General features: G+C 70.5%; 24 protein-coding genes. 5 read left to right on the top strand and 19 right to left on the bottom strand.

All coding sequences use genetic code 11. The features are described 5' to 3' along the window. Positions 1-56: 56 nt before the first annotated feature. The 3 genes from CJ226_RS04060 to CJ226_RS04050 all read left to right on the top strand — a co-directional run bounded on the left by CJ226_RS04060 (position 57) and on the right by CJ226_RS04050 (position 3,116). Entirely contained in the window at positions 57-641 is a 585-nt protein-coding gene (locus CJ226_RS04060) for a hypothetical protein (RefSeq protein ID WP_102208366.1), read from the top strand. 92 nt (positions 642-733) lie between these two features. After that, complete coding sequence (locus tag CJ226_RS04055; protein WP_025103163.1) at positions 734-1,408, top strand: YcnI family protein; 675 nt, start codon at positions 734-736, stop codon at positions 1,406-1,408. A 91-nt stretch (positions 1,409-1,499) separates the two neighbouring features. Next, positions 1,500-3,116, top strand: coding sequence for a Mur ligase family protein (locus CJ226_RS04050; protein ID WP_180964528.1), 1,617 nt, complete (start codon positions 1,500-1,502; stop codon positions 3,114-3,116). Positions 3,117-3,128: 12 nt separating this feature from the next. Here CJ226_RS04050 and dxr read toward each other — a convergent pair whose 3' ends face one another. Both dxr and CJ226_RS04040 read right to left on the bottom strand, forming a co-directional pair. Beyond that, positions 3,129-4,211, bottom strand: a complete 1,083-nt coding sequence (dxr, locus tag CJ226_RS04045) for a 1-deoxy-D-xylulose-5-phosphate reductoisomerase (protein ID WP_102208365.1) — start codon at positions 4,209-4,211, stop codon at positions 3,129-3,131. A 30-nt stretch (positions 4,212-4,241) separates the two neighbouring features. Beyond that, entirely contained in the window at positions 4,242-5,204 is a 963-nt protein-coding gene (locus CJ226_RS04040; protein WP_062634973.1) for an FKBP-type peptidyl-prolyl cis-trans isomerase, read from the bottom strand. Between the two features lie 124 nt (positions 5,205-5,328). Here CJ226_RS04040 and CJ226_RS04035 point away from each other — a divergent pair, with 124 nt between their 5' ends. Beyond that, positions 5,329-6,108 (top strand): 1-acyl-sn-glycerol-3-phosphate acyltransferase, encoded by a 780-nt coding sequence (locus CJ226_RS04035; protein WP_102208364.1) that lies wholly within the window; start codon positions 5,329-5,331, stop codon positions 6,106-6,108. A 9-nt stretch (positions 6,109-6,117) separates the two neighbouring features. Here the strand turns inward: CJ226_RS04035 and CJ226_RS04030 are convergent, their stop codons facing one another. After that, positions 6,118-6,615, bottom strand: coding sequence for an OsmC family protein (locus CJ226_RS04030; protein ID WP_102208363.1), 498 nt, complete (start codon positions 6,613-6,615; stop codon positions 6,118-6,120). Between the two features lie 81 nt (positions 6,616-6,696). Here CJ226_RS04030 and CJ226_RS04025 point away from each other — a divergent pair, with 81 nt between their 5' ends. Then, a complete protein-coding gene (locus tag CJ226_RS04025) occupies positions 6,697-7,692 on the top strand; it encodes an asparaginase (protein ID WP_102208362.1) in 996 nt (331 codons plus the stop codon). 43 nt (positions 7,693-7,735) lie between these two features. On the opposite strand, the gene CJ226_RS04020 is transcribed toward CJ226_RS04025, so the two are convergent. From CJ226_RS04020 to prmC, 16 genes are all read right to left on the bottom strand, one after another. Continuing rightward, the gene (locus tag CJ226_RS04020) at positions 7,736-10,510 is read right to left on the bottom strand and encodes an FtsK/SpoIIIE domain-containing protein (protein ID WP_102208361.1); all 2,775 of its coding nucleotides are present in this window, start codon (positions 10,508-10,510) and stop codon (positions 7,736-7,738) included. Positions 10,511-10,567: 57 nt separating this feature from the next. Further along, positions 10,568-11,365: a PP2C family serine/threonine-protein phosphatase gene (locus CJ226_RS04015; RefSeq protein ID WP_062634983.1), complete on the bottom strand. Its 798-nt coding sequence runs from the start codon at positions 11,363-11,365 to the stop codon at positions 10,568-10,570. A 243-nt stretch (positions 11,366-11,608) separates the two neighbouring features. Then, positions 11,609-12,418, bottom strand: a complete 810-nt coding sequence (locus CJ226_RS04010) for a large exoprotein (protein WP_102208360.1) — start codon at positions 12,416-12,418, stop codon at positions 11,609-11,611. Positions 12,419-12,557: 139 nt separating this feature from the next. Further along, positions 12,558-13,304 carry a YaaA family protein gene (locus tag CJ226_RS04005; RefSeq protein ID WP_102208359.1) on the bottom strand — a complete coding sequence of 249 codons (747 nt, stop codon included), beginning with the start codon at positions 13,302-13,304 and terminating at the stop codon, positions 12,558-12,560. A gap of 75 nt (positions 13,305-13,379) precedes the next feature. Next, complete coding sequence (locus CJ226_RS04000; protein ID WP_025103153.1) at positions 13,380-13,640, bottom strand: F0F1 ATP synthase subunit epsilon; 261 nt, start codon at positions 13,638-13,640, stop codon at positions 13,380-13,382. Between the two features lie 2 nt (positions 13,641-13,642). Continuing rightward, a complete protein-coding gene (atpD, locus tag CJ226_RS03995; protein ID WP_025103152.1) occupies positions 13,643-15,097 on the bottom strand; it encodes a F0F1 ATP synthase subunit beta in 1,455 nt (484 codons plus the stop codon). A 26-nt stretch (positions 15,098-15,123) separates the two neighbouring features. Then, positions 15,124-16,020 carry a F0F1 ATP synthase subunit gamma gene (locus CJ226_RS03990; RefSeq protein WP_025103151.1) on the bottom strand — a complete coding sequence of 299 codons (897 nt, stop codon included), beginning with the start codon at positions 16,018-16,020 and terminating at the stop codon, positions 15,124-15,126. Positions 16,021-16,039: 19 nt separating this feature from the next. Then, on the bottom strand, positions 16,040-17,680 hold the full coding sequence (gene atpA, locus CJ226_RS03985) for a F0F1 ATP synthase subunit alpha (RefSeq protein ID WP_062634989.1): 1,641 nt from the start codon (positions 17,678-17,680) through the stop codon (positions 16,040-16,042). Positions 17,681-17,727: 47 nt separating this feature from the next. Further along, on the bottom strand, positions 17,728-18,519 hold the full coding sequence (locus CJ226_RS03980) for a F0F1 ATP synthase subunit delta (protein WP_102208358.1): 792 nt from the start codon (positions 18,517-18,519) through the stop codon (positions 17,728-17,730). Continuing rightward, on the bottom strand, positions 18,519-19,097 hold the full coding sequence (locus CJ226_RS03975) for a F0F1 ATP synthase subunit B (RefSeq protein WP_060922506.1): 579 nt from the start codon (positions 19,095-19,097) through the stop codon (positions 18,519-18,521). The genes CJ226_RS03980 and CJ226_RS03975 overlap by 1 nt, the downstream gene beginning before the upstream one ends. A gap of 27 nt (positions 19,098-19,124) precedes the next feature. Further along, positions 19,125-19,361, bottom strand: a complete 237-nt coding sequence (gene atpE, locus CJ226_RS03970) for an ATP synthase F0 subunit C (protein WP_025103147.1) — start codon at positions 19,359-19,361, stop codon at positions 19,125-19,127. 43 nt (positions 19,362-19,404) lie between these two features. After that, positions 19,405-20,193 (bottom strand): F0F1 ATP synthase subunit A, encoded by a 789-nt coding sequence (gene atpB / locus CJ226_RS03965; RefSeq protein ID WP_036292497.1) that lies wholly within the window; start codon positions 20,191-20,193, stop codon positions 19,405-19,407. Between the two features lie 144 nt (positions 20,194-20,337). Continuing rightward, positions 20,338-20,856: a hypothetical protein gene (locus CJ226_RS03960; protein ID WP_062634992.1), complete on the bottom strand. Its 519-nt coding sequence runs from the start codon at positions 20,854-20,856 to the stop codon at positions 20,338-20,340. Beyond that, positions 20,853-22,025, bottom strand: a complete 1,173-nt coding sequence (locus CJ226_RS03955; protein WP_025103144.1) for an MraY family glycosyltransferase — start codon at positions 22,023-22,025, stop codon at positions 20,853-20,855. Before CJ226_RS03955 ends, CJ226_RS03960 begins: the two co-directional genes overlap by 4 nt. Further along, the gene (locus CJ226_RS03950; RefSeq protein ID WP_062634994.1) at positions 22,022-22,717 is read right to left on the bottom strand and encodes an L-threonylcarbamoyladenylate synthase; all 696 of its coding nucleotides are present in this window, start codon (positions 22,715-22,717) and stop codon (positions 22,022-22,024) included. Before CJ226_RS03950 ends, CJ226_RS03955 begins: the two co-directional genes overlap by 4 nt. Before the next feature lie 52 nt (positions 22,718-22,769). Continuing rightward, positions 22,770-23,630 carry a peptide chain release factor N(5)-glutamine methyltransferase gene (prmC, locus tag CJ226_RS03945; RefSeq protein WP_102208357.1) on the bottom strand — a complete coding sequence of 287 codons (861 nt, stop codon included), beginning with the start codon at positions 23,628-23,630 and terminating at the stop codon, positions 22,770-22,772. Between the last annotated feature and the right edge of the window lie 77 nt (positions 23,631-23,707).

The raw sequence follows: 23,707 nt of genomic DNA, 5'->3' as shown, positions 1-23,707 counted from the left end.
TACTGCCCGCCGCCTAGGAATCCGCCCGGCTCGCGCAGCGTCGCTAGGCTGGCACGATGACGTCCCGGCAGCTGCGCTTCCTCCGCGCCGCCGCCGTGTCCGCGATCGCCACGCTCCTCGCGGCCGTCTCCCACACGCTCGCCGGCGGGGCCGCCCCGCACCCGCTGCTCATCGCCGCCGTCGCGACCCTCTTCGTGCCGCTCTCCGCCGCCGTGGTCGGCCGTCGGTCCTCGCGCGCCCGAGTCGCGGTGGCCGTGATCCTGGCGCAGGGCGCGTTCCACCTGCTCTTCCAGCTCCTGGGGGCGCCCACCACCGAGGAGGCGCCGGGACTCGGCGCCCACTCCCACCACCTCGACCTGAGCGCACTCGGTCCGCTGTCACCGGCCGCAGGGCCAGGAGCCCTGATGCTGTCGGCGCACCTCGTCGCCGCCCTGCTGACGACGGTGCTGCTGTGGCATGGCGAGAGCGTGCTGCGCACGATCGCCCGCTGGTTCCAGGCCGCCCTCCGACGCGCGGCGACGCCCGCCTCCACGCCGCCCGCTCCCCCGCGTCCGCTGCGCTCCGCCCTCCTCCCTCCGCTCGACGTCGCGACGACCGCCGTGGTCTCGCGACGCGGTCCTCCGGAGCTCATCGGCGGCTGAGCCGCCCCTCGATCCGGCCGTCGCCGTTCGACGGCCCATCCTTCCGGGCTGCGCTGTTCCGGCGCGCCCGCACACGAGCATCTGGAGACCCCATGTCGAACACCACCATCCGTCCCCGTCGTCCACGCCGCACCCTCCTCGGAGCCACCGGCGTCGTCGGCGGACTCGCCCTCGCCCTCGCCGTCCCCGCGATGGCCGGGGCACACGTCAGCGTCAGCCCCGACGAGCTCGCCGCGGGCGACCACGGCGTGCTGACCTTCTCGTTCTCGCACGGCTGCGGCACCTCGCCCACCACCGCCCTGCGCATCACCATGCCGGACGGCCTCGCCTCGGTCGCCCCCACGCTCGACGGCGACTGGACCATCCAGGTCGAGCGCGGCGACGACGGTCTCGTGAGCGCCGTCACCTACACCGCCCTCACGCCGGTGCCCACCGACCTGCGCGGCGCCGTGAGCATGTCGGTGGGCCTGGATGAGGACACGCCCGAGACGCTAGCCTTCCCGGTGGTCCAGCAGTGCGTGGACGGCGCGACCGAGTGGACGCAGCTCGCCGAGAAGGGTGAGGACCCGCACGACCTCGACTCCCCCGCGCCTGTCGTGACGGTCACGGACGGCACCGCGGACGGTCACGGCACGAGCGCCGCGCCGCAGCCCGCGACGGCGGACGACGGCGACGACGCGCTGGGCATCGCGCTGGGTGCCGGCGGTCTGCTCGCCGGCGTCGCGGCGCTGGTGGTCGCGGTGCTCGCGTTCCGCCGCCGCGCCTGACCGCCGGTCCGCCGCGCCCGGCTCCGGCGCGCGGCGGACCGACCCGCCCGGGCTGACACCGCGGCCGTGAGAACATGGAGACGACATGTCGATGGAACAACAGCCGACCCTGCCCCCCGTGCTCCGCCCGGCGAACCCGCCCCGGCGCGAGCTGTCCGAACTCGCCTCCCTGTTCGCCCGCTCCGTGCGGGGCGATGTGGAGGGCGTCGCTCTCAGTGGCATCACCCTCGCCACGGCGGACCTGCGCCCGGGCGAGGCCTTCGTCGCCATCCGCGGCGTGAACCGCCACGGTGCGGACTTCGCGAAGACCGCCGCCGAGAAGGGAGCAGTCGCGGTGATCACGGACCAGGCGGGTGCCGACATCGCCGCCGACGCCGGCCTCCCGATCCTCATCGTCGACGACCCCCGCGGCGTGCTCGGCGCCCTGAGCGCCTGGGTGTACGGCACGGGCGCGGAGGATCCGCTCCCCCTCCTGTTCGCGACCACCGGGACGAACGGCAAGACGAGCGTCTCCCACCTCCTCGAGGGCATCCTCGAGCAGATGGGCGTCGTCACCGGGCTCTCCTCCACGGCTGAGCGGCACATCGCGGGCGAGGTCATCGTCTCGCGGCTCACCACCCCCGAGGCCTCCGAGATGCACGCCCTCCTCGCGCTGATGCGGGAGCGCGAGGTCGAGGCCGTCGCGGTCGAGGTCAGCGCCCAGGCCCTGTCCCGGCACCGCGTCGACGGCATCCGGTTCGACGTCGCGGGGTTCACCAACCTCAGCCACGACCACCTCGACGACTACGCCGACATGGAGGAGTACTTCGAGGCGAAGCTGCCGCTCTTCCGCCCCGACCGCGCCGTGCGCGGCGTCGTCTGCCTCGACTCGTCCTCCGGCGCCCTCGTCGTCGAACGCTCCGAGATCCCCGTCGTCACCGTCGGGACCCCCTCCATCGCCGCCGACGCCGATCAGGCATCGCGAGCGGACTGGGTGGTCGTCATCGACGACGAGCGGGCGACCGGCACCACGTTCACGATGACGGGACCGGCCGGCACGCTCACCACGACCGTCCCCGTGATCGGCCCGCACATGGCCGCGAACGCGGCGCTCGCGATCGTCATGCTGCTCGAGGGCGGCTATCCCTGGGAGCGGATCGTCGGGGCCCTGCAGCGCGACGGCGGCATCCACGCCTATCTGCCCGGGCGCACGCAGCTCGTCTCGGGCGCGCGAGGACCGGCCGTCTTCGTCGACTTCGGCCACTCGCCCGACGCCTTCGAGAAGACCCTGGCCGCCGTGCGGCGGGTGACCCCCGGCAAGGTGCTCATGCTCTTCGGGGCCGACGGGGACCGCGACGCCAGCAAGCGCTTCGACATGGCCCGCACCGCGGTGGAGGGCAGCGACATCCTCGTCGTGACCGATCACCACCCCCGGTTCGAGGACCCGGCGTCGATCCGGGCGACGCTCGTCGAGGGCGCGCGTCGCGCCCGTCCCGACGCCGAGATCCACGAGTGCTCCCCGCCGGAGGCCGCGATCGTGGCCGCCGTCGGACTCGTCGGCGACGGCGACGCGATCCTCTGGGCGGGACCCGGCCACCAGGACTACCGCGACATCCGCGGAGTGCGGACGCCGTACTCCGCCCGCGAGCTCTCCCGGCGTGCGCTGAAGGCCGCCGGATGGCCCGTCCCGGAGCCGCGCTGGCCCGTGCCGTACCCGGACGAGGACTGACCCCGCGCCGCGTCAGGCGGCGGCGATGAGCTGGTCGGCCTTCCGCCGCGCCCAGTCCTCCGCCGCCGCGAGCGATTCCACGGTCAGCGCGTCCGGAGCGTCGTGCGCGTCGACGACCCGCTGCACGGTGTCGACGATGCCGAGGAACGGCAGGCGTCCCTCGTGGAACGCGTCCACGGCCTGCTCGTTGGCGGCGTTGTAGACCGCGGGGAAGGTGGCTCCGGCACGCCCGACCGCCTTCGCGAGTGCCACTGCGGGGAAGGCGTCGTCATCGAGCGGCTCGAACGTCCACGACGCGGCGGTGGTCCAGTCCAGCGGGCGGCCCACACCGCCCACCCGGTGCGGCCAGTCGAGGCCCAGCGAGATCGGCAGTCGCATGTCCGGCGGAGAGGCCTGGGCGATGGTGGATCCGTCGATGAACTCCACCATGGAGTGCACGATCGACTGCGGGTGCACGACGACGTCGATGTCGTCGTAGGGCACGTCGAACAGCAGGTGCGCCTCGATGACCTCGAGGCCCTTGTTGACCAGCGTGGCGGAGTTCGTGGTGACGGTGCGTCCCATGTTCCACGTCGGGTGCGCGAGCGCATCCTGCGGCGTGACGGCGGTGAGCTCGTCGCGCGACTTCCCGCGAAAGGGCCCACCCGAGGCCGTGACCACGAGCCGCCGGATCTCGTCATGTGTGCCGGAGCGCAGGGCCTGCGCGAGAGCGGAGTGCTCGGAGTCCACGGGGACGATCTGACCGGGGGCTGCGGCGGCGAGCACGAGATCGCCGCCGACGATCAGCGACTCCTTATTCGCCAGGGCGAGCGTCCGCCCCTCCTCCAGCGCAGCGAGCGTCGAGCCCAGACCGATCGAGCCGGTGATGGCATTCAGCACCACATCGGCTTCGACGTCGCGGACCAGCTGCTCCGCCTCCGCCGCGCCGAGAGCGGTGTGCTCCACCTGGAACTGCGCCGCCTGCTCGGCCACCATCGCCGCGTTCGACCCTGCGGCGAGACCGACGACCTCGAAGCGTCGAGGATTGGCACGGATCACATCCAGCGCCTGGGTGCCGATGGAACCGGTGGAGCCGAGGATGATGACGCGACGCATGACGCCAGCCTAGGACACGCCGCCCTCGGCCTACTGCTGCGGCTGGACCGGGGTCGTCGCGAGGATGTCGACGACGAACACGAGGCTCTCGTCCTGCAGCTCGTGGCCCTCGCTCGCGCCGTAGCCGTCGGACGGCGGCATGACGACGAGGACCTGCGAACCGACCTTCTGCCCCTCGAGCGCCTTCTGGAAGCCGGTGACGACCCCCGTGGTCTGGAACTGCGCCGGGGCGGCGTCGCGGCTCCAGCTGGAGTCGAACTCCTCGCCGTCTGACCACTTCACGCCGAGGTACTGGACGACCACGAGGTCGCCGGACGCGACCGTCGCCCCGTCGCCCTGCTTGAGGACGGAGACCTTCGTCTCGGTCGGCGCGTCGCCGTCCGGGATCGTGACGGACGGCGTGCCGTCGTCGTCGAGCTCGACCTCGGGCATGCCGGCGGTCGGCTCGACGGGCTCTCCGGTCGCGACCTCAGGGAGTCGGTCGACGGCCTCCGCGTAGACGACGATGTTGCTCTGCCCCTCACCGAGCGCGCTGCCGGGGATGGCGAGGACGACGCGGGATCCGACCGGCTCGCACTCCAGCGCGGCGACAAACAGCGACGACTGGTTCGGGTCGAGGAGCACGGGGAGCGTGCCGTCCTCGCCGCGCGCCGACGAGTCCACCACGTCGCCACTGGCGGCATCGACGATCTGGTACTGGACGGAGACGAGGTCGTTCGCCGCGAGGTCGTCTCCCTCGCCCTCGGACACGACGGTCCGCTCGACGTTCGCGAACTCCGCATCGGCGGGAACCGTGATCGTGGCGTCGAGGCCCTCGCCGTCCACCTCGATGGCGTCCGAGGTGTCGCCGGCCTTCGCGTTCACGAGGCACTGGCTCGACCCGGAGGCGTCCGGGGAGGAGGTGCTCTGCGGATCGCCGTTGCCGGAGCAGCCCGCCAGCAGCAGGGTCGCCGCAGCGACGGTGGACAGGACGAGCAGCGGACGGGTGCGCACAGGAAGACCTCACGATCGCGGGCGGGAGCTTCCATCCTGCCTCATCGCCCTTTGCTCGCGCTGGGAAGCGGCGGCGCGAGTCTTCATTCCCACGTCGGCATGGATCCGGGAGTAGCCTGCTCTGATGAGCTCTGAGCAGTCCGTGGACCCCGAAACCCCCTCAGAGGACTCCCCGAAGCCCCGGCACGCCGGCTTCACCTACGCTCTGGGCCGCAGCCTCATCGCCCCGCTCGCCCGGCTCGTCTACCGGCCGTACATCGAAGGACGCGAGCACGTCCCCACCACCGGCCCGGTGATCTTCGCCAGCAACCACCTGTCGTTCATCGACTCCATCGCCATTCCGGTGGCGGCCCCGCGTCCCGTGCACTTCCTCGCCAAGTCGAGCTACTTCGAGGGCACCGGCCTGAAGGGCTGGGCGTCCAAGACGTTCTTCGAGGCGATCGGCGCGATCCCGGTCCGCCGCGGCGCCGGCCAGGCGGCTCTCGACGCCCTCGACCTGCAGCGTCAGCTCCTCGACGAGGGCCTCGCCGTCGCGCTGTACCCCGAGGGCACCCGCTCCACCGACGGCCGGCTGTACAAGGGCCGCACGGGCGTGGCGTTCCTCGCCCTGCAGACGGGCGCCCCCGTCGTCCCCGTGGGGCTCATCGGCACCGACAAGGTGATGCCGGTCGGCGCCAAGATGCCCACGTTGTCCGAGCGGATCACCGTGCGCTTCGGGGAGCCCCTGGATCTGTCTCCGCACGGACCGGCGACGAGCGGCCGCGCACGCCGACTCGCGACCGACGAGATCATGGCCGCGATCCACGCCCTCTCCGGTCAGGAGCTCGCGGGCACCTACAACGAGGCGCCGGCGCAGAACACGATCGAGAAGATCAAGCAGGCGCTCCCGCACGAGCGCCGCTGAGCGGCCCGTTCAGCCGGCGGCCGTCACCGTCGCCTCGTGCCGGACCGGGAAGTTGACCGAGTTGGCGATGAAGCACCACTCGTTCGCCTGACGGTGCGCACGCTCCGCCGCCTCGATCATCGACGCTTCGGCGACGACGACCTCCGGTCGCAGCAGCACTTCGACGAAGGACCCGCCGCCGGCGCCGTTCTCGCGCATCAGGCCGCTCGCGGTGTCGCGATAGGAGACGACCACCACGCCGGCCGTCACGCACGCGTGCAGATAGGACAGCAGGTGGCACTCCGAGAGGGAGGCCAGCAGGAGGTCCTCCGGGTTCCAGCGCGACGGATCGCCGCGGAAGGGCTTGTCGGACGACGCGAGCAGCTCGGGCTTCCCCTCGACCTCGATCGTGACGTCACGGCGGTAGTCGCGGTAACCGCTCGTGCCGGACCCGGTGTTGCCGGTCCAGGTGGAGGTGAGGGCGTAGCGGTGCTCGCCGAGGGCCCGGGGAGTCGTCTGCTCTGGCATGACCCCAGTCTGTCAGGCGGCGCCGACACCCGGGCTCTGTCCTCGACGGAGCCGCGCCGCACCCGCCGGTAGAGTTGTCGGGTGCTGGAGACTCTCACCGTTCAGGATTCCGTCGAACTCGCCGTCGTGGAGCGGAGCGGCTTCATCGAGTCGCGTCATGCCGGTGCGGCCGTCGTGCTGTCGCCCGAGGGCGAGGTGGTCGCGCGGCATGGGAACGCGGAGGCACTGATCCTCCCCCGCTCCAGCCTCAAGCCCCTGCAGGCGGTCGCCTGCCTCACGGCGGGCGCCGTGCTGGAGGGAGAGCAGTTGGCGCTGTCCACCGCGAGCCATTCCGGAACCGACCGACACGCCGAGGTCGTTCGCGAGATGCTCACCGCCGGCGGCCTCAACGAGGACGACCTCGCCTGTCCCCCGGCGTGGCCGAGCGACTCCGCGACCCGCGACGAGATGGTTCGCGAGCACGGCCAGGAGGCGCGGGTCCGGATGAACTGCTCGGGCAAGCACGCCGCCATGCTCCGCGCCTGCATCGCGACCGGCTGGCCCGTCGAGGGCTACCTCGAGCCGGCCCACCCGCTCCAGGCCCACATCCGCGACGTCATCGAACGCCTGACCGGCGAGAAGATGGCGCACACCGCGATCGACGGCTGCGGCGCGCCCGTGTACGCCCTCAGCCTCACGGGCCTGGCCCGCGCGATCCACCGCGTCGGCACCGCCTCCGAGCGCTCCCCGTTCGCGCTGCATCGGGTGGCCGGCGCCCTGGTGAAGGCCGTCCGCGAGAACCCCTGGACCATCGATGGTCCGGGGCGCCCTGACACAATCGCGATCGAGCGGCTCGGCGTCTTCGCGAAGGGCGGCGCAGAGGGCGTCATGGTGATGGTGGCTCCGAACGGGACCACGGTCGCCCTCAAGATGCTGGACGGCGGCGCCCGGGCATCGACGATCGTGGCCGCCACGCTGCTGGCGCGCGCCGGCGGCCTCAGCGAGGCCGACGTGACCGCGCTGGCCGAGGCCCTGCCGCTCGCGGTGCTCGGTGGCGGCTCCCGCGTCGGCGTCGTCCGGCCCGGCGCGGGTATCTGACCGCACATCGGCGGCACGGAACCCGTGTGCCGCCGTCGGGTGGTCATCGACGCCCCAGAGCATCGATGACCACACGCCGGGGTGCGCGGTCGCCGGTCACGGACCACGCGCGTCCGGCGTCGGGTCGGGCGTACGGCGGGCGAGCGCGGATGCCGACGAGCTGACGCAGCTCGCTGGGCCGCTCCGCCCGGATGAGCACCTCCCCGTGCGACCGCACCCGCTGCCACAGCGCCCAGTGACGTTGCCAGCTCTCGGCATCGGCGACGAGCACGAGCGGCTTGCCGTTCCGGCTCCTCTCGGGACCCGCGGCCTGCACGTCCCACTCCGGGTGCGCCGAGGCCAGCGTCTCGACGACCGAGGGCGCGCCCGGGGTGACCAGCGCCGTCAGCTCCCCCGCCGGTGCCCAGGCCGGCGCCACCTCGCGGAGGGGCTGCACCGGCAGTGCGGGCACGCTCTCGGAGTCGATACACGCGAACTGCATCTCCCGCTCCTCGAGCACCGCCCGCCCCGGCGGCCGGTCTCGTCGGAAGGCCGCCAGCTCGCCACCGGCGGCGAGGTGCTCGACCCGGGTGGGCATCCGGAGCACCGCTCGTCGCGGAAGCGCATCGAACACGCGCGCCAGGGGGCCGACGGCCCGGCTCGCGGCCAGCACCCAGGTGACGGCCGCCTTCGACCGCACGAGGTGCTCCCAGCGCTGGACGAAGTCCTGACCGTCTTCGAGAGGCAGCGCCGCATGGAGAGCGTCGAGATCGTCGGCGAGCACGACATCGGAGGGAGCGCCGTCCTCCTCCGTCCATGCGAGGAGCTGATCGACGGCGCTCTCGGGGTCATCAGGGAACCACGTGCATTCCGGATGCTGCGCGGCGATCACGCGCAGCACTGTCGTCCTGCCGGTCCCCGGAGCGCCGAGCACAGCGAGGCCGCGCTCGTGCCCCGGACGCAGGACCTCCAGCGGCTGCGCCTGGTGGTCGGGGTCGTCGGCGCGTCCGAGCACGATCAGCGGCCCCTCCTCGGTTCTCCGGTCGCCCGCCCTCGACCCGGTCCGCAGCGTCTCGAGCGGCAGGTGCGTGGGGAGGGATGGGTGCCATGGCGGTGCGGATGGAGTCGTGCCGGACCATCGCTCCCCGATGCGACGGATGTGCTCGTCATCCGCGAGCGCTGTGCGCACGGGGTGGGGCTCCTCGTCCTGGGGGCGTCGGAGCAGCGCCCGACCGCGCCCGTCCGCGCCCCCGCGCAGATCCGCCGCTTCCCCGGTCCCGATCACCGCTCGACTGTCGGCGGCCTCCGCGACGCGGAGGCTGATCCGCAGCGGGCAGTTCGTCGCGAGAGCGTCACGGATGACACCGGCGGCGCGCTGGGTGCCCAGGATCAGGTGCATGCCCAGCGCACGCCCCCGCGCCGCGACATCGGTGAACACCGCCGCGAGCTCCGCGTGCTCCTGCAGCAAGGCGGCGAACTCGTCGACGACGATGACCAGACGGGGCAGGTCGGTCTCGCGCACGTCCCGGGCACCCATCGCGGCGAGGGCTGCCTCGCGACGCCGCATCTCGGCGGCCAGGCTGGCGACCCCGCGTCGCGCCTCCGTCTCATCGAGGTCGGTGATGACGCCGACCACCTGTGGCAGACCGCGCAATCGGTCGAAGGCCGTTCCTCCCTTGAAGTCCGCGAGGAGGAAGCTCACCCGGTCAGGGCCATGCCCCGCGCAGATCGCGACGACCCAGCTGACGAGGAGCTCGCTCTTGCCCGTGCCCGTCATCCCCGTCACGATGGCGTGTGGACCGTCCTCGACGATGTCGGCTCCCACGGGCGCGCCATCCCTCCCGGTGCCCAGCGCGACGCGGAGGCCCGGGCCCGCCGGCGGCTGCGGAAGGTCTCGCAGGGCTGTCGCGGTGTCGGCGGGCCCCGCCCCGTCCCGCGCGCCGCACAGCTCGGCCGCGGCCGCTGCCTGGGCCGACGACAGGAACTCCACGGCGAGGTCGACCTCGCCGTCGGGGGTCCGCAGCGTGGCCGCGCCCGGTTCCTCGATGTCGATCACCGTCGTGATGCCCTCCGGGACCTCGGCGCCGGACGGAACGGTCCAGATCACGGCATCCGCACCTGGCCCCGACCCGCCGGCCGAAGCCGTGGCGAGAGCGAGACGGAATCCGCCGCGTCGCGCCCGCTGCGCATGCGGAAGCGCTCGGAGCGCCCGGTCGCACCCCTCGTCGCCGACGAGGGACAGCACGCTCGGCGAGAAGCGCAGGCAGAGCTGGATCACGAGAGCGCGAGCTGCCGCCTGCACGAGCGGCTCGCGGCCGCGGAGGCACACCCCACGGCCGAGGGCGACGACCCACGGCGCATCCTCCAACACCGCGCAGCGGCGGCGGAAGGCATGAGCACGGGCGTCGTCACCGCCTTCGCAGCGCACCCCGCTCGCCCGGGATCCGCGTCCCACCACGAGCGAGGTGTCGTCGCCCGGCGGTCGGGCATCCCGCAACGGTCGGTCGCGGATGCAGGATGCCGCATCCGGATGACGGCGCTCCACCTGCGCTCGCTCCTGCGCGTGGCGACGATGCAGCTCGGCCTCGATGTCGGCCCAGGCGGTGCTCACCCTGACCGCGTCGGCCTTCCGTTCCCGGCGGCGCCCCCGGGCCGTGTCGAGGAGAGAAGCGCCCAGCATCAGGGGACCGAGAGCCGCGAACCACAGCGCGTGCACGGCCCCCGTCGTCATCCACAGCGCGAGGCCGGCCGCCACGGGGACGACGGCGGCGACGAGGGGAAGCGGGCGGCGGCGTAGCGGTGTCGATGCGGACGGCAGGAGCAGGGGCGAAGGGTCCATGCCCCCAGTGCATCCCACCCCCGGTGCCGATGCGGCCTCTCCACAGGCTGCGGGGCGCTACTCCGCGGAGTCGTCGGATGGGGAGGAGGAGTCCTCGGGGTCGCTGACCTGCAGGACGATCACGGTGACGTTGTCGCGCCCGCCGTTGTCGAGAGCCGCGGCGAGCATCGCGTCGACGCTCTCCCCCGGATCGGCGTGCGCGCGGAGGAAGTGCTGGATGCCGTAGTCCGTGAGCTCCTTCGTGAGTCCGTCGGAGCAGATCACGAAGCGGTCTCCCGGACGCACGTCGATGGTCACGTAGTCCGGCGCGGTGAGCTCACTGGCGCCGACGGCGCGGGTGATCACGTTGCTGTACGGGTGTCCCTCGGCCTCTTCCGGGCTGAGCTTGCCCGCCGTGATGAGCTCCTGCACGACGGAGTGATCCGTCGTGACCTGCAGCAGCCGGTCGTCGCGGAGGAGGTACACGCGGGAATCGCCGATGTTCAGCGCCACCCAGTGCGGTTCCCCCTCGCGCTCATCGAGATACACACCCGTGAGCGTGGTGCCGGTGCCTTCATCGGTGGTGTCCGGGTGCCCGGCGATGTCGTCCACCGCGAGAGCGAGCGCCTTCTCGATCGCGGTCGGAGAGACCTCGTCCGCGTCCACCACCGCGCGCAGCCGGGTGACGGTGCTCTGGCTGGCGATCTCCCCGCCGGCGTGGCCGCCCATGCCGTCCGCGACGATGAACAACGGGTACTCGGCGAGCAGCGCGTCCTGATTCGTCTCCCGGCGTCGCCCCTGGTCGGTGACCCCGGCCCAGGACAGCAGCAACGGACGATGCGCAACCGTGACGGTGTGCGTCTTGGTCTCAGCCACGAACTGCCTCCGATGGACCTGCGGCGAAGGGGACGGGCGCAGGATACTCACACATCGTAGTGGAACTCGCTCTCCTGCTCCGCACCGGGGTTCCTGTGAACGGGGCGCGGGACGAAAGGAGGAGAGTGCACGGCCCTCCGGTGCGACGAGTCCATGCCTCCACGTTAGCGGCATGTCGGGGCGTACCGGCACCACGGACGCGAAGAACCCCCGGTCCGGAGACCGGGGGTTCTTCCACCGTCGTCACGCAGGAGGCTGCGTGCGATCGTTCGGCGTGGTCGGCGGAGCCGGAGGCGCCGCAGGCGGAGCCGCGGGAGGCGCGGGAGGCGTCGTAGGCGGAGCCGCGGGCGGAGCCGGCGGAGTGGTGGGCGGCACCGGAGGGATCGGCGCTCCCGTCGCCGGAGCGGTCGGCGCGGCCGGCGGTGCGTAGCCCGGAGCGGCGGGCGGGGTGTACGGCTGCGTCGGAGGAGCGTACCCCTGCGGAGGGGTGCCGTAGCCCTGCGGGGCACCGTACCCCTGAGGCGCGCCGTAGCCCTGCTGCGGCGCGGCCGCCGCGGGCTGGACGGGGATGCCGTCCCAGACCGTGCGGTCGCCGAGGAATCCGTTGCCCGCCCACGGCGCCGGCTGGATGTTCGGGTTCCAGCGCGACTTGTCGAAAGCGTTGATGCCGAGCCAGACGACGGCGAGGAAGACGTAGAGGACGACCCAGACGGCGTCCTTCTGGAGCTTGAGACCCACGCGCCACGCGGCGATGACCGAGAGCACACCGAGGGCGAGCGAGAACAGGAAGCCGATGCCGATCCAGCTCAGCAGCGCGGCACCCGCGATCCCGTAGAGGACGAGCCACGGGCTCAGGTCGCCGAGCTTGAAGAAGATCATGGAGTTGTAGACCGGCACCCAGGCGCGCCAGTTCCCCTGGACTCCGGCCTTCTGGAAGATCTTCATGTAGAAGAGCGACACCAGGACGTATCCGGCGACCGCGATCAGCAGAATGACGAAGAAGTAGGCGAAGAGCAGGCCGAGATAGCTCGCTCCGTAGTCGTCGTAACCCATGAGGCTCACATTCTCTGGTCAGGGGAGACGGCTTTCGTCCCCCACCACGAGACTCCCCGCCTCGCATTGGACATGGTAGCGGTGCGCCCAGGGGGCGGCAACGACCGCCGGAGGCGATTCGCCGGGCTCGGGGCGGGCGTCAGTCGGCGACGACCAGCTCGACCTCGCCGGGCACCTTCCCGTCCCGGAGCACGACGTCATGCGCCTGGGCCCACCGCTGCAGCGCACGGAGAGAGCCCAGCCTCGGACGATCCTCCGCCAGCGCGCGCACGAGCAGCCCCTTGCTCTTCTTGTTGAAGTGGTTCAGGGCTCTCCCCTGCTCCGTGACGACCCGCACGTACGCCGACGACACCGCGCCCGGGACCGGACCGAGCGCTGCATAGGCCTCGCTGCGCAGATCGAGGACGAATGCGGGGGCGTCGGCTTCGATCGCCGCTGTCGTCGGATCGGCCCAGTGGCGGCGGAGCGGCGCCACTCCGGGCAGCGCCGTGCCGGCAGCGAGCCGATACGTCGGGACCCCGTCCAGGGCGGCGACGGGGCCGAACGGGGCGCTGTGGATCCACACATGGGCATCCAGCCAGCGCCGAGACGCGGTGGACAGCGATGCCGCGTCGAGGGCGTCGAACAGCACCCCGGTGTAGCGGTCCACTGCGGGCATCGTGGGTGCGCTCCGCAGAGCCCTGTTGTGTGCGACGTCTCCTCGCTGGCGCTCGCTGAGCTTGAGCACGCGGCGCGCCGAATCCTCGTCGTCCGCGAGAGCGATGAGCGCGTCGATCACGGCGTGCCGTTGCGGCGCGAGATCGGGAAGCGCGAGCGCCGACACGTCCAGCGGGCTGCCGTCACCGCCCTCGCGCTTGGTCTCGGACGGCGGGAGCAGGATCTTCATGGGACCTCGGGGAAAAGAGACGCGTCCGCCTCGGCACCCGGGCGGGTGTCGAGGCGGACGCGATGTACAGGACTGTCAGGAGATGAGTGCCGCGTTGCCGGCCACGATCGTCAGGACGTCGCCCTCCATGGAGAGGAATCCGTCCTGCGCGTTCGCCAGCACCTTGGCGCCATCCGTCTGGGTGATCCGGACCTGGCCCTCGGCGAGGATGGCCAGCACCGGCTCGTGACCGGACATGAAGCCGATCTCGCCCTCGACGGTCTTGGCGACCACGAGGCTCGCCTCTCCCGTCCAGACCTCCGCGTCGGCGGAGACGAGGCTGACGTGCAGCGCCATGGTCAGGCGTTCTCCTTCTGGATCTGCGCCCAGCGCTCCTCCACGTCGGAGATGCCACCGACGTTGAAGAAGGCCTGCTCGGCGACGTGGTCGAAGTCACCGCGGGTGATCGCATCGAACGACTCGATGGTCTCCTTCAGCGGCACGGTCGAACCCTCGACGCCCGTGAACTTCTTCGCCATGTAGGTGTTCTGCGAGAGGAACTGCTGGATGCGACGTGCACGCGACACGACGATCTTGTCTTCCTCGGAGAGCTCGTCGACACCGAGGATGGCGATGATCTCCTGCAGCTCCTTGTTCTTCTGGAGGATCTGCTTGACCGTGGTGGCCACGCGGTAGTGGTCCTCGCCCAAGTAGCGGGGGTCCATGATGCGCGACGTCGAGGTCAGCGGGTCGATGGCCGGATACAGACCCTTCGACGCGATCTCACGAGAGAGCTCGGTCGTCGCGTCGAGGTGCGCGAAGGTCGTGGCCGGAGCCGGGTCGGTGTAGTCGTCGGCCGGCACGTAGATCGCCTGCAGCGAGGTGATCGAGTGACCGCGCGTCGAGGTGATGCGCTCCTGGAGGAGGCCCATCTCGTCGGCGAGGTTCGGCTGGTACCCCACGGCGGAGGGCATGCGGCCCAGCAGCGTGGAGACCTCGGAACCGGCCTGCGTGAAGCGGAAGATGTTGTCGATGAAGAGCAGCACGTCCTGCTTCTGCACGTCACGGAAGTACTCCGCCATCGTCAGAGCCGACAGCGCGACGCGCAGACGCGTCCCCGGCGGCTCGTCCATCTGGCCGAAGACGAGGGCGGTCTTGTCGAAGACGCCCGCCTCCTCCATCTCGTGGATGAGGTCGTTGCCCTCACGGGTGCGCTCACCGACACCGGCGAACACCGACACACCACCGTGGTCCTGCGCGACGCGCTGGATCATCTCCTGGATGAGGACGGTCTTGCCGACGCCGGCACCACCGAAGAGACCGATCTTTCCACCCTGCACGTACGGGGTGAGGAGGTCGATCGACTTGATGCCCGTCTCGAACATCGTGGTCTTCGACTCGAGCTGGTCGAAGTTCGGGGCCTTGCGGTGGATGGGCCAGCGCTCCGTGACCTCGATGGTCTCACCGGGCTCGCCGTTGAGGACCTCGCCGATCACGTTGAAGACCTTGCCCTTGGTGATGTCACCGACGGGGACCGAGATGGCCTCACCGGTGTCACGCACCTCCTGACCGCGGACGATGCCGTCGGTCGGCTTCAGGGCGATGGCGCGGACCAGGTCGTCGCCGAGGTGCTGTGCGACCTCGAGCGTGATCTCGGTGGACTCCTCGCCGATCGTGATCGTCGTCTTCAGCGCGTTGTAGATGTCGGGGATCGAGTCGTGCGGGAACTCGATGTCGACAACCGGACCGTTGACGCGGGCGACGCGCCCGACGACCGCGGTCGCCGGCTGCTCAGCCGTGGCGGTGGTGGTCATTTCTTCGTCTCTTTCCTGAGGGTCTGTCAGCTCGATGCGAGAGCGTCGGCGCCACCGACGATCTCGGCGATCTGCTGGGTGATCTCGGCCTGACGCGCGTTGTTGCGCAGGCGGGTGTAGTCGGTGATGAGCTTGTCGGCGTTGTCGCTGGCCGATTTCATCGCCTTCTGCGTCGCGGCCTGCTTGGCGGCGGACGACTGCAGGAGGGCGTTGAAGACGCGGCTCTGGATGTACACCGGCAGGATCGCGTCGAGCACCGTCTCGGCGTCGGGCTCGAACTCGTACAGCGGGTAGACGGTGCTGCCCGCCTCCGAGTCGTCGGCCTCCGCGATCTCCAGCGGCAGCAGGCGCACGGACTCCGGCGACTGCGTCATCATGCTGACGAAGCGGTTGTACACGAGGTGGATCTCGTCGACGCCGCCGTCCTCGCCCCCACGGTTGAAGGCCTCGAGAAGTGTCTGCGAGATCTCCTCCGCCGTGTGGAACGAGGGGGTGTCGGTGTCGCCGGTCCACTCTGCAGCGGCCTCGATACGACGGAACTGGAAGTACCCGACGGCCTTGCGGCCCACGAGGTAGAACACCGGCTCCTTGCCCTGCTCGCGCAGGAGCTCCGCGACCTCGAGACCCTCACGGAGGATCTGCGAGTTGAAGGCTCCGGCGAGACCGCGGTCCGACGAGAAGATCACGACCGCGGAACGGCGGATCGTCTCGGGCTCGCGGGTGAGCGGGTGGTCGACGTTCGAGTGCGTCGCGACGGCGGACACGGCCCTCGTCACGGCCCGCGCGAAGGGGGTGGACGCCTTGACGCGTGCCATCGCCTTCTGGATGCGCGAAGCCGCGATGAGTTCCATCGCCTTCGTGATCTTCTTGGTCGTCTGAGCAGAAGAGATCTTCTGCTTGTAGACCCTGAGTTGAGCGCCCATGAATCAGTACCTCACGCGATTACGCGCGACGACCCTTGACGATCTTCTCCTGGTTGACGTCCTCGGCCTCGGCCGCAGCGTGCTCCTCGTGACCAGGGGCGCCGATGGCGTGGCCCTTGCCGCCCTGGAACTCCAGGAGGAAGTTGTCGGTCTGCTTGTCGAGCTCGGCGACGGTCGCGTCGTCCAGCACGTTCGTCTCCCGCAGCGTGTCGAGCACCTTGGTGTTGCGACGCAGGTAGTCGAGCAGCTCGCGCTCGAAGCGCAGCACGTCCTCGACCTCGATCGAGTCGAGCTTGCCGTTGGTGCCGGCCCAGATCGAGACGACCTGCTCCTCCACCGGGTACGGCGAGTACTGCGGCTGCTTGAGCAGCTCGGTCAGACGGGCACCGCGCGAGAGCTGACGGCGCGACGCGGCGTCGAGGTCCGACGCGAACATCGCGAACGCCTCGAGCGAGCGGTACTGCGCCAGCTCCAGCTTCAACGTTCCGGAGACCTTCTTGATCGACTTCACCTGGGCGTCACCACCGACACGCGACACCGAGATACCCACGTCGACCGCGGGACGCTGGTTGGCGTTGAAGAGGTCGGACTGCAGGAAGATCTGGCCGTCGGTGATCGAGATCACGTTGGTCGGGATGTACGCCGAGACGTCGTTCGCCTTGGTCTCGATGATCGGGAGACCCGTCATCGAGCCGGCACCGAGCTCGTCGGACAGCTTCGCGCACCGCTCGAGCAGACGCGAGTGCAGGTAGAAGACGTCACCCGGGTAGGCCTCGCGGCCCGGCGGGCGGCGGAGCAGCAGCGAGACGGCACGGTAGGCCTCGGCCTGCTTCGACAGGTCGTCGAAGATGATCAGGACGTGCTTGCCGCCGTACATCCAGTGCTGGCCGATGGCCGAACCGGTGTACGGAGCGAGGTACTTGAAGCCGGCGGGGTCGGACGCCGGAGCCGCCACGATGGTGGTGTACTCCAGAGCGCCGGCCTCTTCGAGCGCGCCCTTCACCGAAGCGATGGTCGAGCCCTTCTGACCGATGGCGACGTAGATGCAGCGGACCTGCTTGTTGACGTCGCCGGACTCCCAGTTGGCCTTCTGGTTGATGATCGTGTCGATCGCGATGGCCGTCTTGCCGGTCTGACGGTCGCCGATGATGAGCTGGCGCTGGCCGCGGCCGACCGGGATCATCGCGTCGATGGCCTTGATGCCGGTCTGCATCGGCTCGTGGACCGACTTGCGCTGCATGACGCCGGGGGCCTGGAGCTCGAGCTCGCGGACACCCTCGGTCGCGATCGCGCCGAGGCCGTCGATCGGGTTGCCGAGCGGGTCGACGACGCGGCCGAGGTAGCCGTCACCGACCGGGACGGAGAGGACCTCACCCGTGCGGGTGACTTCCTGACCGGCCTCGATGCCGGTGAAGTCGCCGAGGACGACGACGCCGATCTCGTGCTCGTCGAGGTTCAGCGCGAGACCCTTGGTGCCGTCGGCGAAGGTCACGAGCTCGTTCGCCATGACGCCGGGAAGTCCCTCGACGTGAGCGATGCCGTCGGCGGCGTCGATGACGGTGCCGACCTCGGTCGCCGCGGCCCCGGTGGGCTCGTACGCGGCGGCGAAATCCTTCAGCGCGTCACGGATGACGTCGGGGCTGATCGATAGTTCTGCCATTGTCTTCCCTTTGTATCTGGGTGCGCGGTTCCCCGCGCGAAGTCGTGTTAGCCCGCGAGCTTCTGGCGAAGGTCGGCGAGTCGTGCGGAGATGCTGCCGTCGATGACGTCATCGGCGATCTGCACGCGCAGGCCTCCGACGACGCTGGGGTCGATGACGACGTTGAGGGACACCTGGCCGCCGTATCGCTGCGAGAGCGTCTGGCCGAGTCGCGTGCGCTGGGCGTCGCTGAGCTCGGTCGCGGTGTGCACCGTGGCCACGAGGCGGCCGCGCTGGCTCGAGACGATGCGCATCGCCCGGCTCAGCAGCTGCCGCACCCGGCGCTCGCGCGGCTGACGCACGAGGGACGTGACGATGAGGGCCGTCGGAGCGCTGGCGGAGGCGTCGGCGAGGAGACGCTCGACCAGTGCGGCCTTCGCGTCCTCTCCCCCGAGCCGGCTGCCGAGAGCGAGTTCGAGCTCCGGGTTCGCCGCGATCACGCGCGAGAAGCCGAAGAGCTCTCCCTCGATGTCCGCGCCGGGCTCGGCGATGGTCGCCGCCCGGATCGCGAGCTCTTCGAGGCCGTCGATCAGCTCGGACGCGTTCGACCAGCGCTCGGCGACCGCGGTGCGCAGGATGCCCTGCGTCGCGGAGCCGTACTGCCCGAACACGGCGGACACGACGTTCTGCCGCGCCGTGGCCGGAGCCGAGGGGTCAGCCAGCGCGCCGCTCAGCTGAGACGATTCGCCCACGGCCCGCGCGGCCGCGAACAGCTCGCGCGCGGTCTCGAGGGTGACGTCCTTCGCTGCGGCAAGCGTCTGAGTGGATGCCGCGAGTGCCTGAGCGGTCGCGCTGCCCATTACGACTGCCCGCCCGGAACCTGAGCCTGTCGAAGGTCGGATGCTTCGAGATCGGCGAGGAAGCGGTCGACCACGGCGGCCGCGCGAGCGTCGTCGGAGAGCGTCTCGCCGACCACGCCGCCGGCGAGGTCGAGAGCGAGCGAGCCGACCTCGCTGCGCAGGGAGACGAGAGCCGTCTGGCGCTCGGCCTCGATCTGCGTGTGCGCGGTGGCGGTCAGACGCGCGGCCTCGCTGGCTGCGGTCTCCTTCGCCTCGGCGATGATCTTCTTGCCGTCCTCACGGGCGGCCTCACGGATCTCGCCGGCCTCGGTACGCGCCTCGGCGAGCTGCCGGGTGTACTCCTCGAGAGCCGCTTCCGCCTGCTTCTGCGCCTCATCGGCCTTGGCGATGTTGCCCTCGATGGCGGCGGACCGCTCGTCGAGCATCTTCGTCAGACGGGGAAGGGCGACCTTCCACACGACGGCGAGGATGATGAGGAACCAGAAGCCCGACCAGATGATGTCGTACCACGCGGGGATCAGCGGGTTGTTCGCCGCCTCACCCTCAGCCGCGAGGTTCGTGACAAGAGCGTTCAGCATCCTGTCTCCTTCAGAAGTCGGTGGGGATTACGGGAAGGGGATGAATCCGACGGCGATGCCGACGAACGCAAGCGCCTCGGTGAAGGCGATACCGATCCACATGAGGACCTGCAGGCGACCGGCCAGCTCGGGCTGACGGGCGACGCCCTCGATGGTCTTGCCGACCACGATGCCCACACCGATGGCCGGGCCGATGGCCGCGAGGCCGTAGCCGACCGCCGCGAGGTGGCCGTTGATTTCAGCGAGAACCGTAGTTGCGTCCACGGGTTTTTCCTTTCGTTGGGTGGGAGGGCTGTTGCCCGCCCGCTCAGTGCTCTTCTGCGACCGCGAGCTGGATGTAGACCGCGGTGAGGACGGTGAAGACGTATGCCTGCAGGACGGCCACCAGGATCTCGAAGAGAGTGAAGGCGCCACCGAAGGCGAGGGTTCCGATACCGAGGGCGGCCCAGCCGCCACCCGCGGTGAAGAAGAAGAACTGGGTCGCTGCGAAGCAGAGGACCAGGATCATGTGGCCGACGACGAGGTTCATCAGCAGTCGCAGGGTGAGGGTCACCGGGCGGATGATGAACGTCGAGATGAGCTCGATCGGCGTGACGATGAAGTAGACCGGCCACGGCACGCCCGACGGGAAGAGGGCGTTCTTGAAGAAGTTCTTCGGGCTCTTCTTGATGCCGGCGTAGATGAAGGTGACGTAGCTGACCACGGCGAGCGTGAGCGGCACCGCGATGATCGCCGTTCCCGGCATGTTCAGGAACGGGATGATGCCCGTGATGTTCATGAACAGCACCATGAAGAAGATCGTGGTGAGGATCGGCAGGAACCGGTCGCCGTCCTTGCGGCCCAGCAGGTCGTGGGCGATGCCGCCGCGGACGAAGCCGAGGCCCATCTCGACGAGGCTCTGGAACCGGCCGGGCACGACCTTCATGCGACGGGTGCCGAGCCAGAGGATCAGGACGACGGCGATCACCGAGAGCAACTGGATCAGGTGGATCCGGTTGACCGGGATGGGTCCGACGTGGAAGAGGATCTCCGGGAAGAACTCATCGATCGAAGGGCCGTGGAACTCGCCATCAGAGGACGCGAGTCGGGGGGTCAGGGTCGCAGCAAGATTAAACAGCGCGGGCTCCAGCTTCGGGGCACCGGTCAGAACCGGGGCGACGATGGTCGGTGTGCTACACAGCGCAAGCGCTCGCGGGCGAGCGGCGGGCACTCCTCAACACTATCAGAATCCAAGGGTGCCCTAAGACCGCGGGGCGGCGTCCGCCGGGCCGTCCTGGGCATCGTTCACCGCTCCCGGGGCGCGGTCTTCCGGCACCTCGGTGGGCAGCGTGGTGTCGCTGACGTTCGGCAGGCGCATCTGGGTCAGCACGACGACGTCGATGATCAGCGACATGAGCACGCCCGCCACGATGGACAGGAAGAACACCATCGGCTCGATCCACGGCTGTCCCGCGAGCAGGATCATCACGACGACGAAGACGCCGAGCTTCAGCAGCCAGCCGCCGAGCACGATCGCGAAGAAGAGCTGCACATAGAGCGGGTCGCCGTACCACCGGTTCGCGATGAGGATGCTCAGCCCGGTGATGCCGAGGAAGAGCGCGGCGAGGAGCACGCCGAGCAGTCCGCTGATCAGCCCCTCCCCCTGCGCGACGGCGAATCCGATGCCGCCGGCGACGAGGGCGAGCACGACGGTGGCCACGGCCGACCAGATGAGGGTGCGACGCAGGATCGGGGTGCTGGAAACGGGGCTCGGGCTCATCGGGGCTCCAGAGGGATCGGGTCGGGCGCGGCGCCCGCGGCGGTCTTGCGTCGGCGGGTGGGACTCAGGGTGATGACGAGGCACGCGGCGATGCCGACGACGCCGAACACGACGCCGGGGATGTACTGGCCCGGCCAGTCCTCCCTGGCGCCGACGTACATCAGGAGGACGGCGAGCGAGATGACGGCCGTCCAGGCGTAGAAGATGAGGACGGCGTCGCGGTCGCGGTGACCGAGGTCCAGCATCCGGTGGTGCAGGTGCTTGCGGTCCGGGGAGAACGGCGAGCGGCCCGCGCTCATCCGGCGCAGCACGGCGAGCCCGAAGTCCAGGAGCGGCAGGAGCACGACGAGCAGCGGAAGCAGGATGGGCAGGAAGGCACCGATCAGCTGCGAGCGTCCGAGGCGCTCCGGGTCCAGCGCCGAGGGGTCCATCTGCCCGGTGATCGCGATGGCCGATGTCGCCATGAGCAGGCCGATCACGAGCGCACCGGAGTCGCCCATGAACAGCTTCGCCGGGCTCCAGTTCAACGGCAGGAACCCGAGGCACGCCCCGATGAGGACCGCGGCGAGGAACGTGGAGAGGTTGAAGTAGCTCGAGGCACCGGAGTCGCGCGTGAAGATGTACGAGTACGCGAAGAACACCCCGTTGGAGATCAGGCAGACGCCGGCGACGAGACCGTCCAGCCCGTCGATGAAGTTCACGGCGTTCATGACGATCACGATCGCGAACATCGTGATCGTGATGCTCAGCCAGCTCGACACCACGATGAGGTCGCCGAACGGCAGGGAGAGGATCTGCAGGCCGCCACCCACGGTGATGATGCCCGCGGCGAGGAACTGCGCGCCGAGCTTGATCATCCAGTCGATGTCCCAGAGGTCGTCCATGACCCCGATCACGGCGATGAGGAGGGCGGCCGCAAGGATGGACCACATGGTCTGCGGGGGCGTCCAGATGCTCTGGAAGAAGGGGTTGGCCGCCGAGATCGCGAACGCGGCCACGATGCCGAAGAAGATCGCGACGCCACCGAGGCGGGGCGTCGGCGTGGTGTGCACGTCGCGCTCGCGGATGCCGGGATACAGCTTGAAGCGCAGGCTCAACCGCCACACCGCCCACGTCAGCACGAAGGTGATCGCGGCGGTGACGATGATCGTGAAGAGGTACTGCTTCACGAATCCCCGTCCTGCGGCTCCGGCTCGAGCAGATCGCCCAGGACCTCGCGCAGCTGCTCTCTCGTCACGACGCCGTCCCGCAGGACCCGGACCACGCCCGGCTCGGCGTCGGAGGCGCGGCGGACGAGCGAGGTGGCGTCGATGATCGTGGAAGCGACGCCGTTCCTGCTCATGCCGTCGTCCAGATACACCGCGACGCTGTCGCCCAGCATCTTCTCCGCGTCGAGCGCGGAGATCGCCGCCGCCTTGCCGGTGAGGTTGGCGCTGGACACCGCGAGCGGCCCGGTCTCGGCCAGCAGTTCGAGAACCACGCGCCCCTCGGGCATGCGCACGGCCACGGTTCCCCTGGTCTCCCCCAGGTCCCACACCAGCGAGGGCTGCGCGGGAAGGACGATCGTGAGACCGCCGGGCCAGAAGGCGTCGACGAGGCGCTGGACCGGCTCCGGGACCTCCTCTGCGAGGGCCGTCAGCGTCTCCTTCGTGCCGACGAGAACGGGCGGCGGCTGATCGCGGCCACGCCCCTTGGCATCCAGGAGGCGCTGGACCGCGGCCGGCGAGAAGGCGTCGGCGGCGACGCCGTAGACGGTGTCGGTGGGGATGACGATGAGGTCGCCGCGGCCGATCGCCTGACGCGCGTTGCGCATCCCGGCGAGCAGCTGCGCCTCGTCGCTGCAGTCGAAGATGGGGGACATGACGGTTCGATTCTACGCGGGGCGGGTTCGGGACGAGCTCGACGTCTGCTGATCAGGGGCGGAGGGCGGTGGTGGCGCGATCGCGCAGCGTCAGATCGCGATGGGTGGCCGCGGCCCGCCAGCCGTCCGCCGCGAGCAGCTCCCGGATCGGAGCGCCCTGCAGCTCACCGTGCTCGATGACCAGCGTCCCCCCGGGCCGGAGCAGTCGCAGTGCGCGCGTGCTGAGGACGCGGACGACGTCGAGACCGTCCTCTCCGCCGTAGAGGGCCAGCGCCGGATCGAACAGCCGGACCTCCGGATCGCGGGGGATCGCCTGCGCCGGCACGTACGGCGGGTTGGAGATCACGACGCTCGCGGTGCCGTCGAGTTCGGAGAAGGCATCCGCGAGATCGGACAGCACGAGGGTGAGGTTCTCGACGCCCTCGACGTTGCGTCGGGCCCAGGCGTGCGCCTCCGGAGAGAGCTCAGCGGCGTACACCCGGGCGTGCGGCACCTCGGTGGCCATCGCGAGCGCGATCGCGCCGCTGCCGGTGCCGAGGTCGACCCCGATCGGTGACGGCTCCCCCGAACCCAGGAGAGCGTCGATCGCGTACTGCACCACCGTCTCCGTCTCCGGGCGCGGGACGAAGACCCCGGGGCCGACGGCGAGCTCCAGGTGCCGGAACGGCGCGGTCCCGGTGAGATGCTGCAGCGGCTCGCGGCCCGCGCGCCGGGCGACGAGGGCGTCCAGCGCGGCCGCGTCCTCATCGGTGAGCCGGTCGCCGCGGATCACCGCCGCCTGCACCTCTCCCCTGCGCTGTCCGCGGACGTGTCCGGCGAGCAGCTCCGCATCGACGAGGGGATCCGGCACGCCGGCGTCGGCGAGACGCTGCGCCGCGGCGCGCACGGCGGCGGCAAGGGAGAGGTCGGGCATGGCTCCAGCGTAGAGTGCGCGACCGTCACAATGCCCCGCCCCCCATCGCGCTCGCCTAGGCTGGATCGGCAGCGCAC

Origin of the sequence: Microbacterium sp. UMB0228 (genome assembly GCF_002871415.1) — a bacterium.
In the GTDB taxonomy this organism is placed as follows: domain Bacteria; phylum Actinomycetota; class Actinomycetes; order Actinomycetales; family Microbacteriaceae; genus Microbacterium.
The sequence above is the reverse complement of the archived record's forward strand: the minus strand, read 5'-3'. Positions and strand labels throughout refer to the sequence as shown.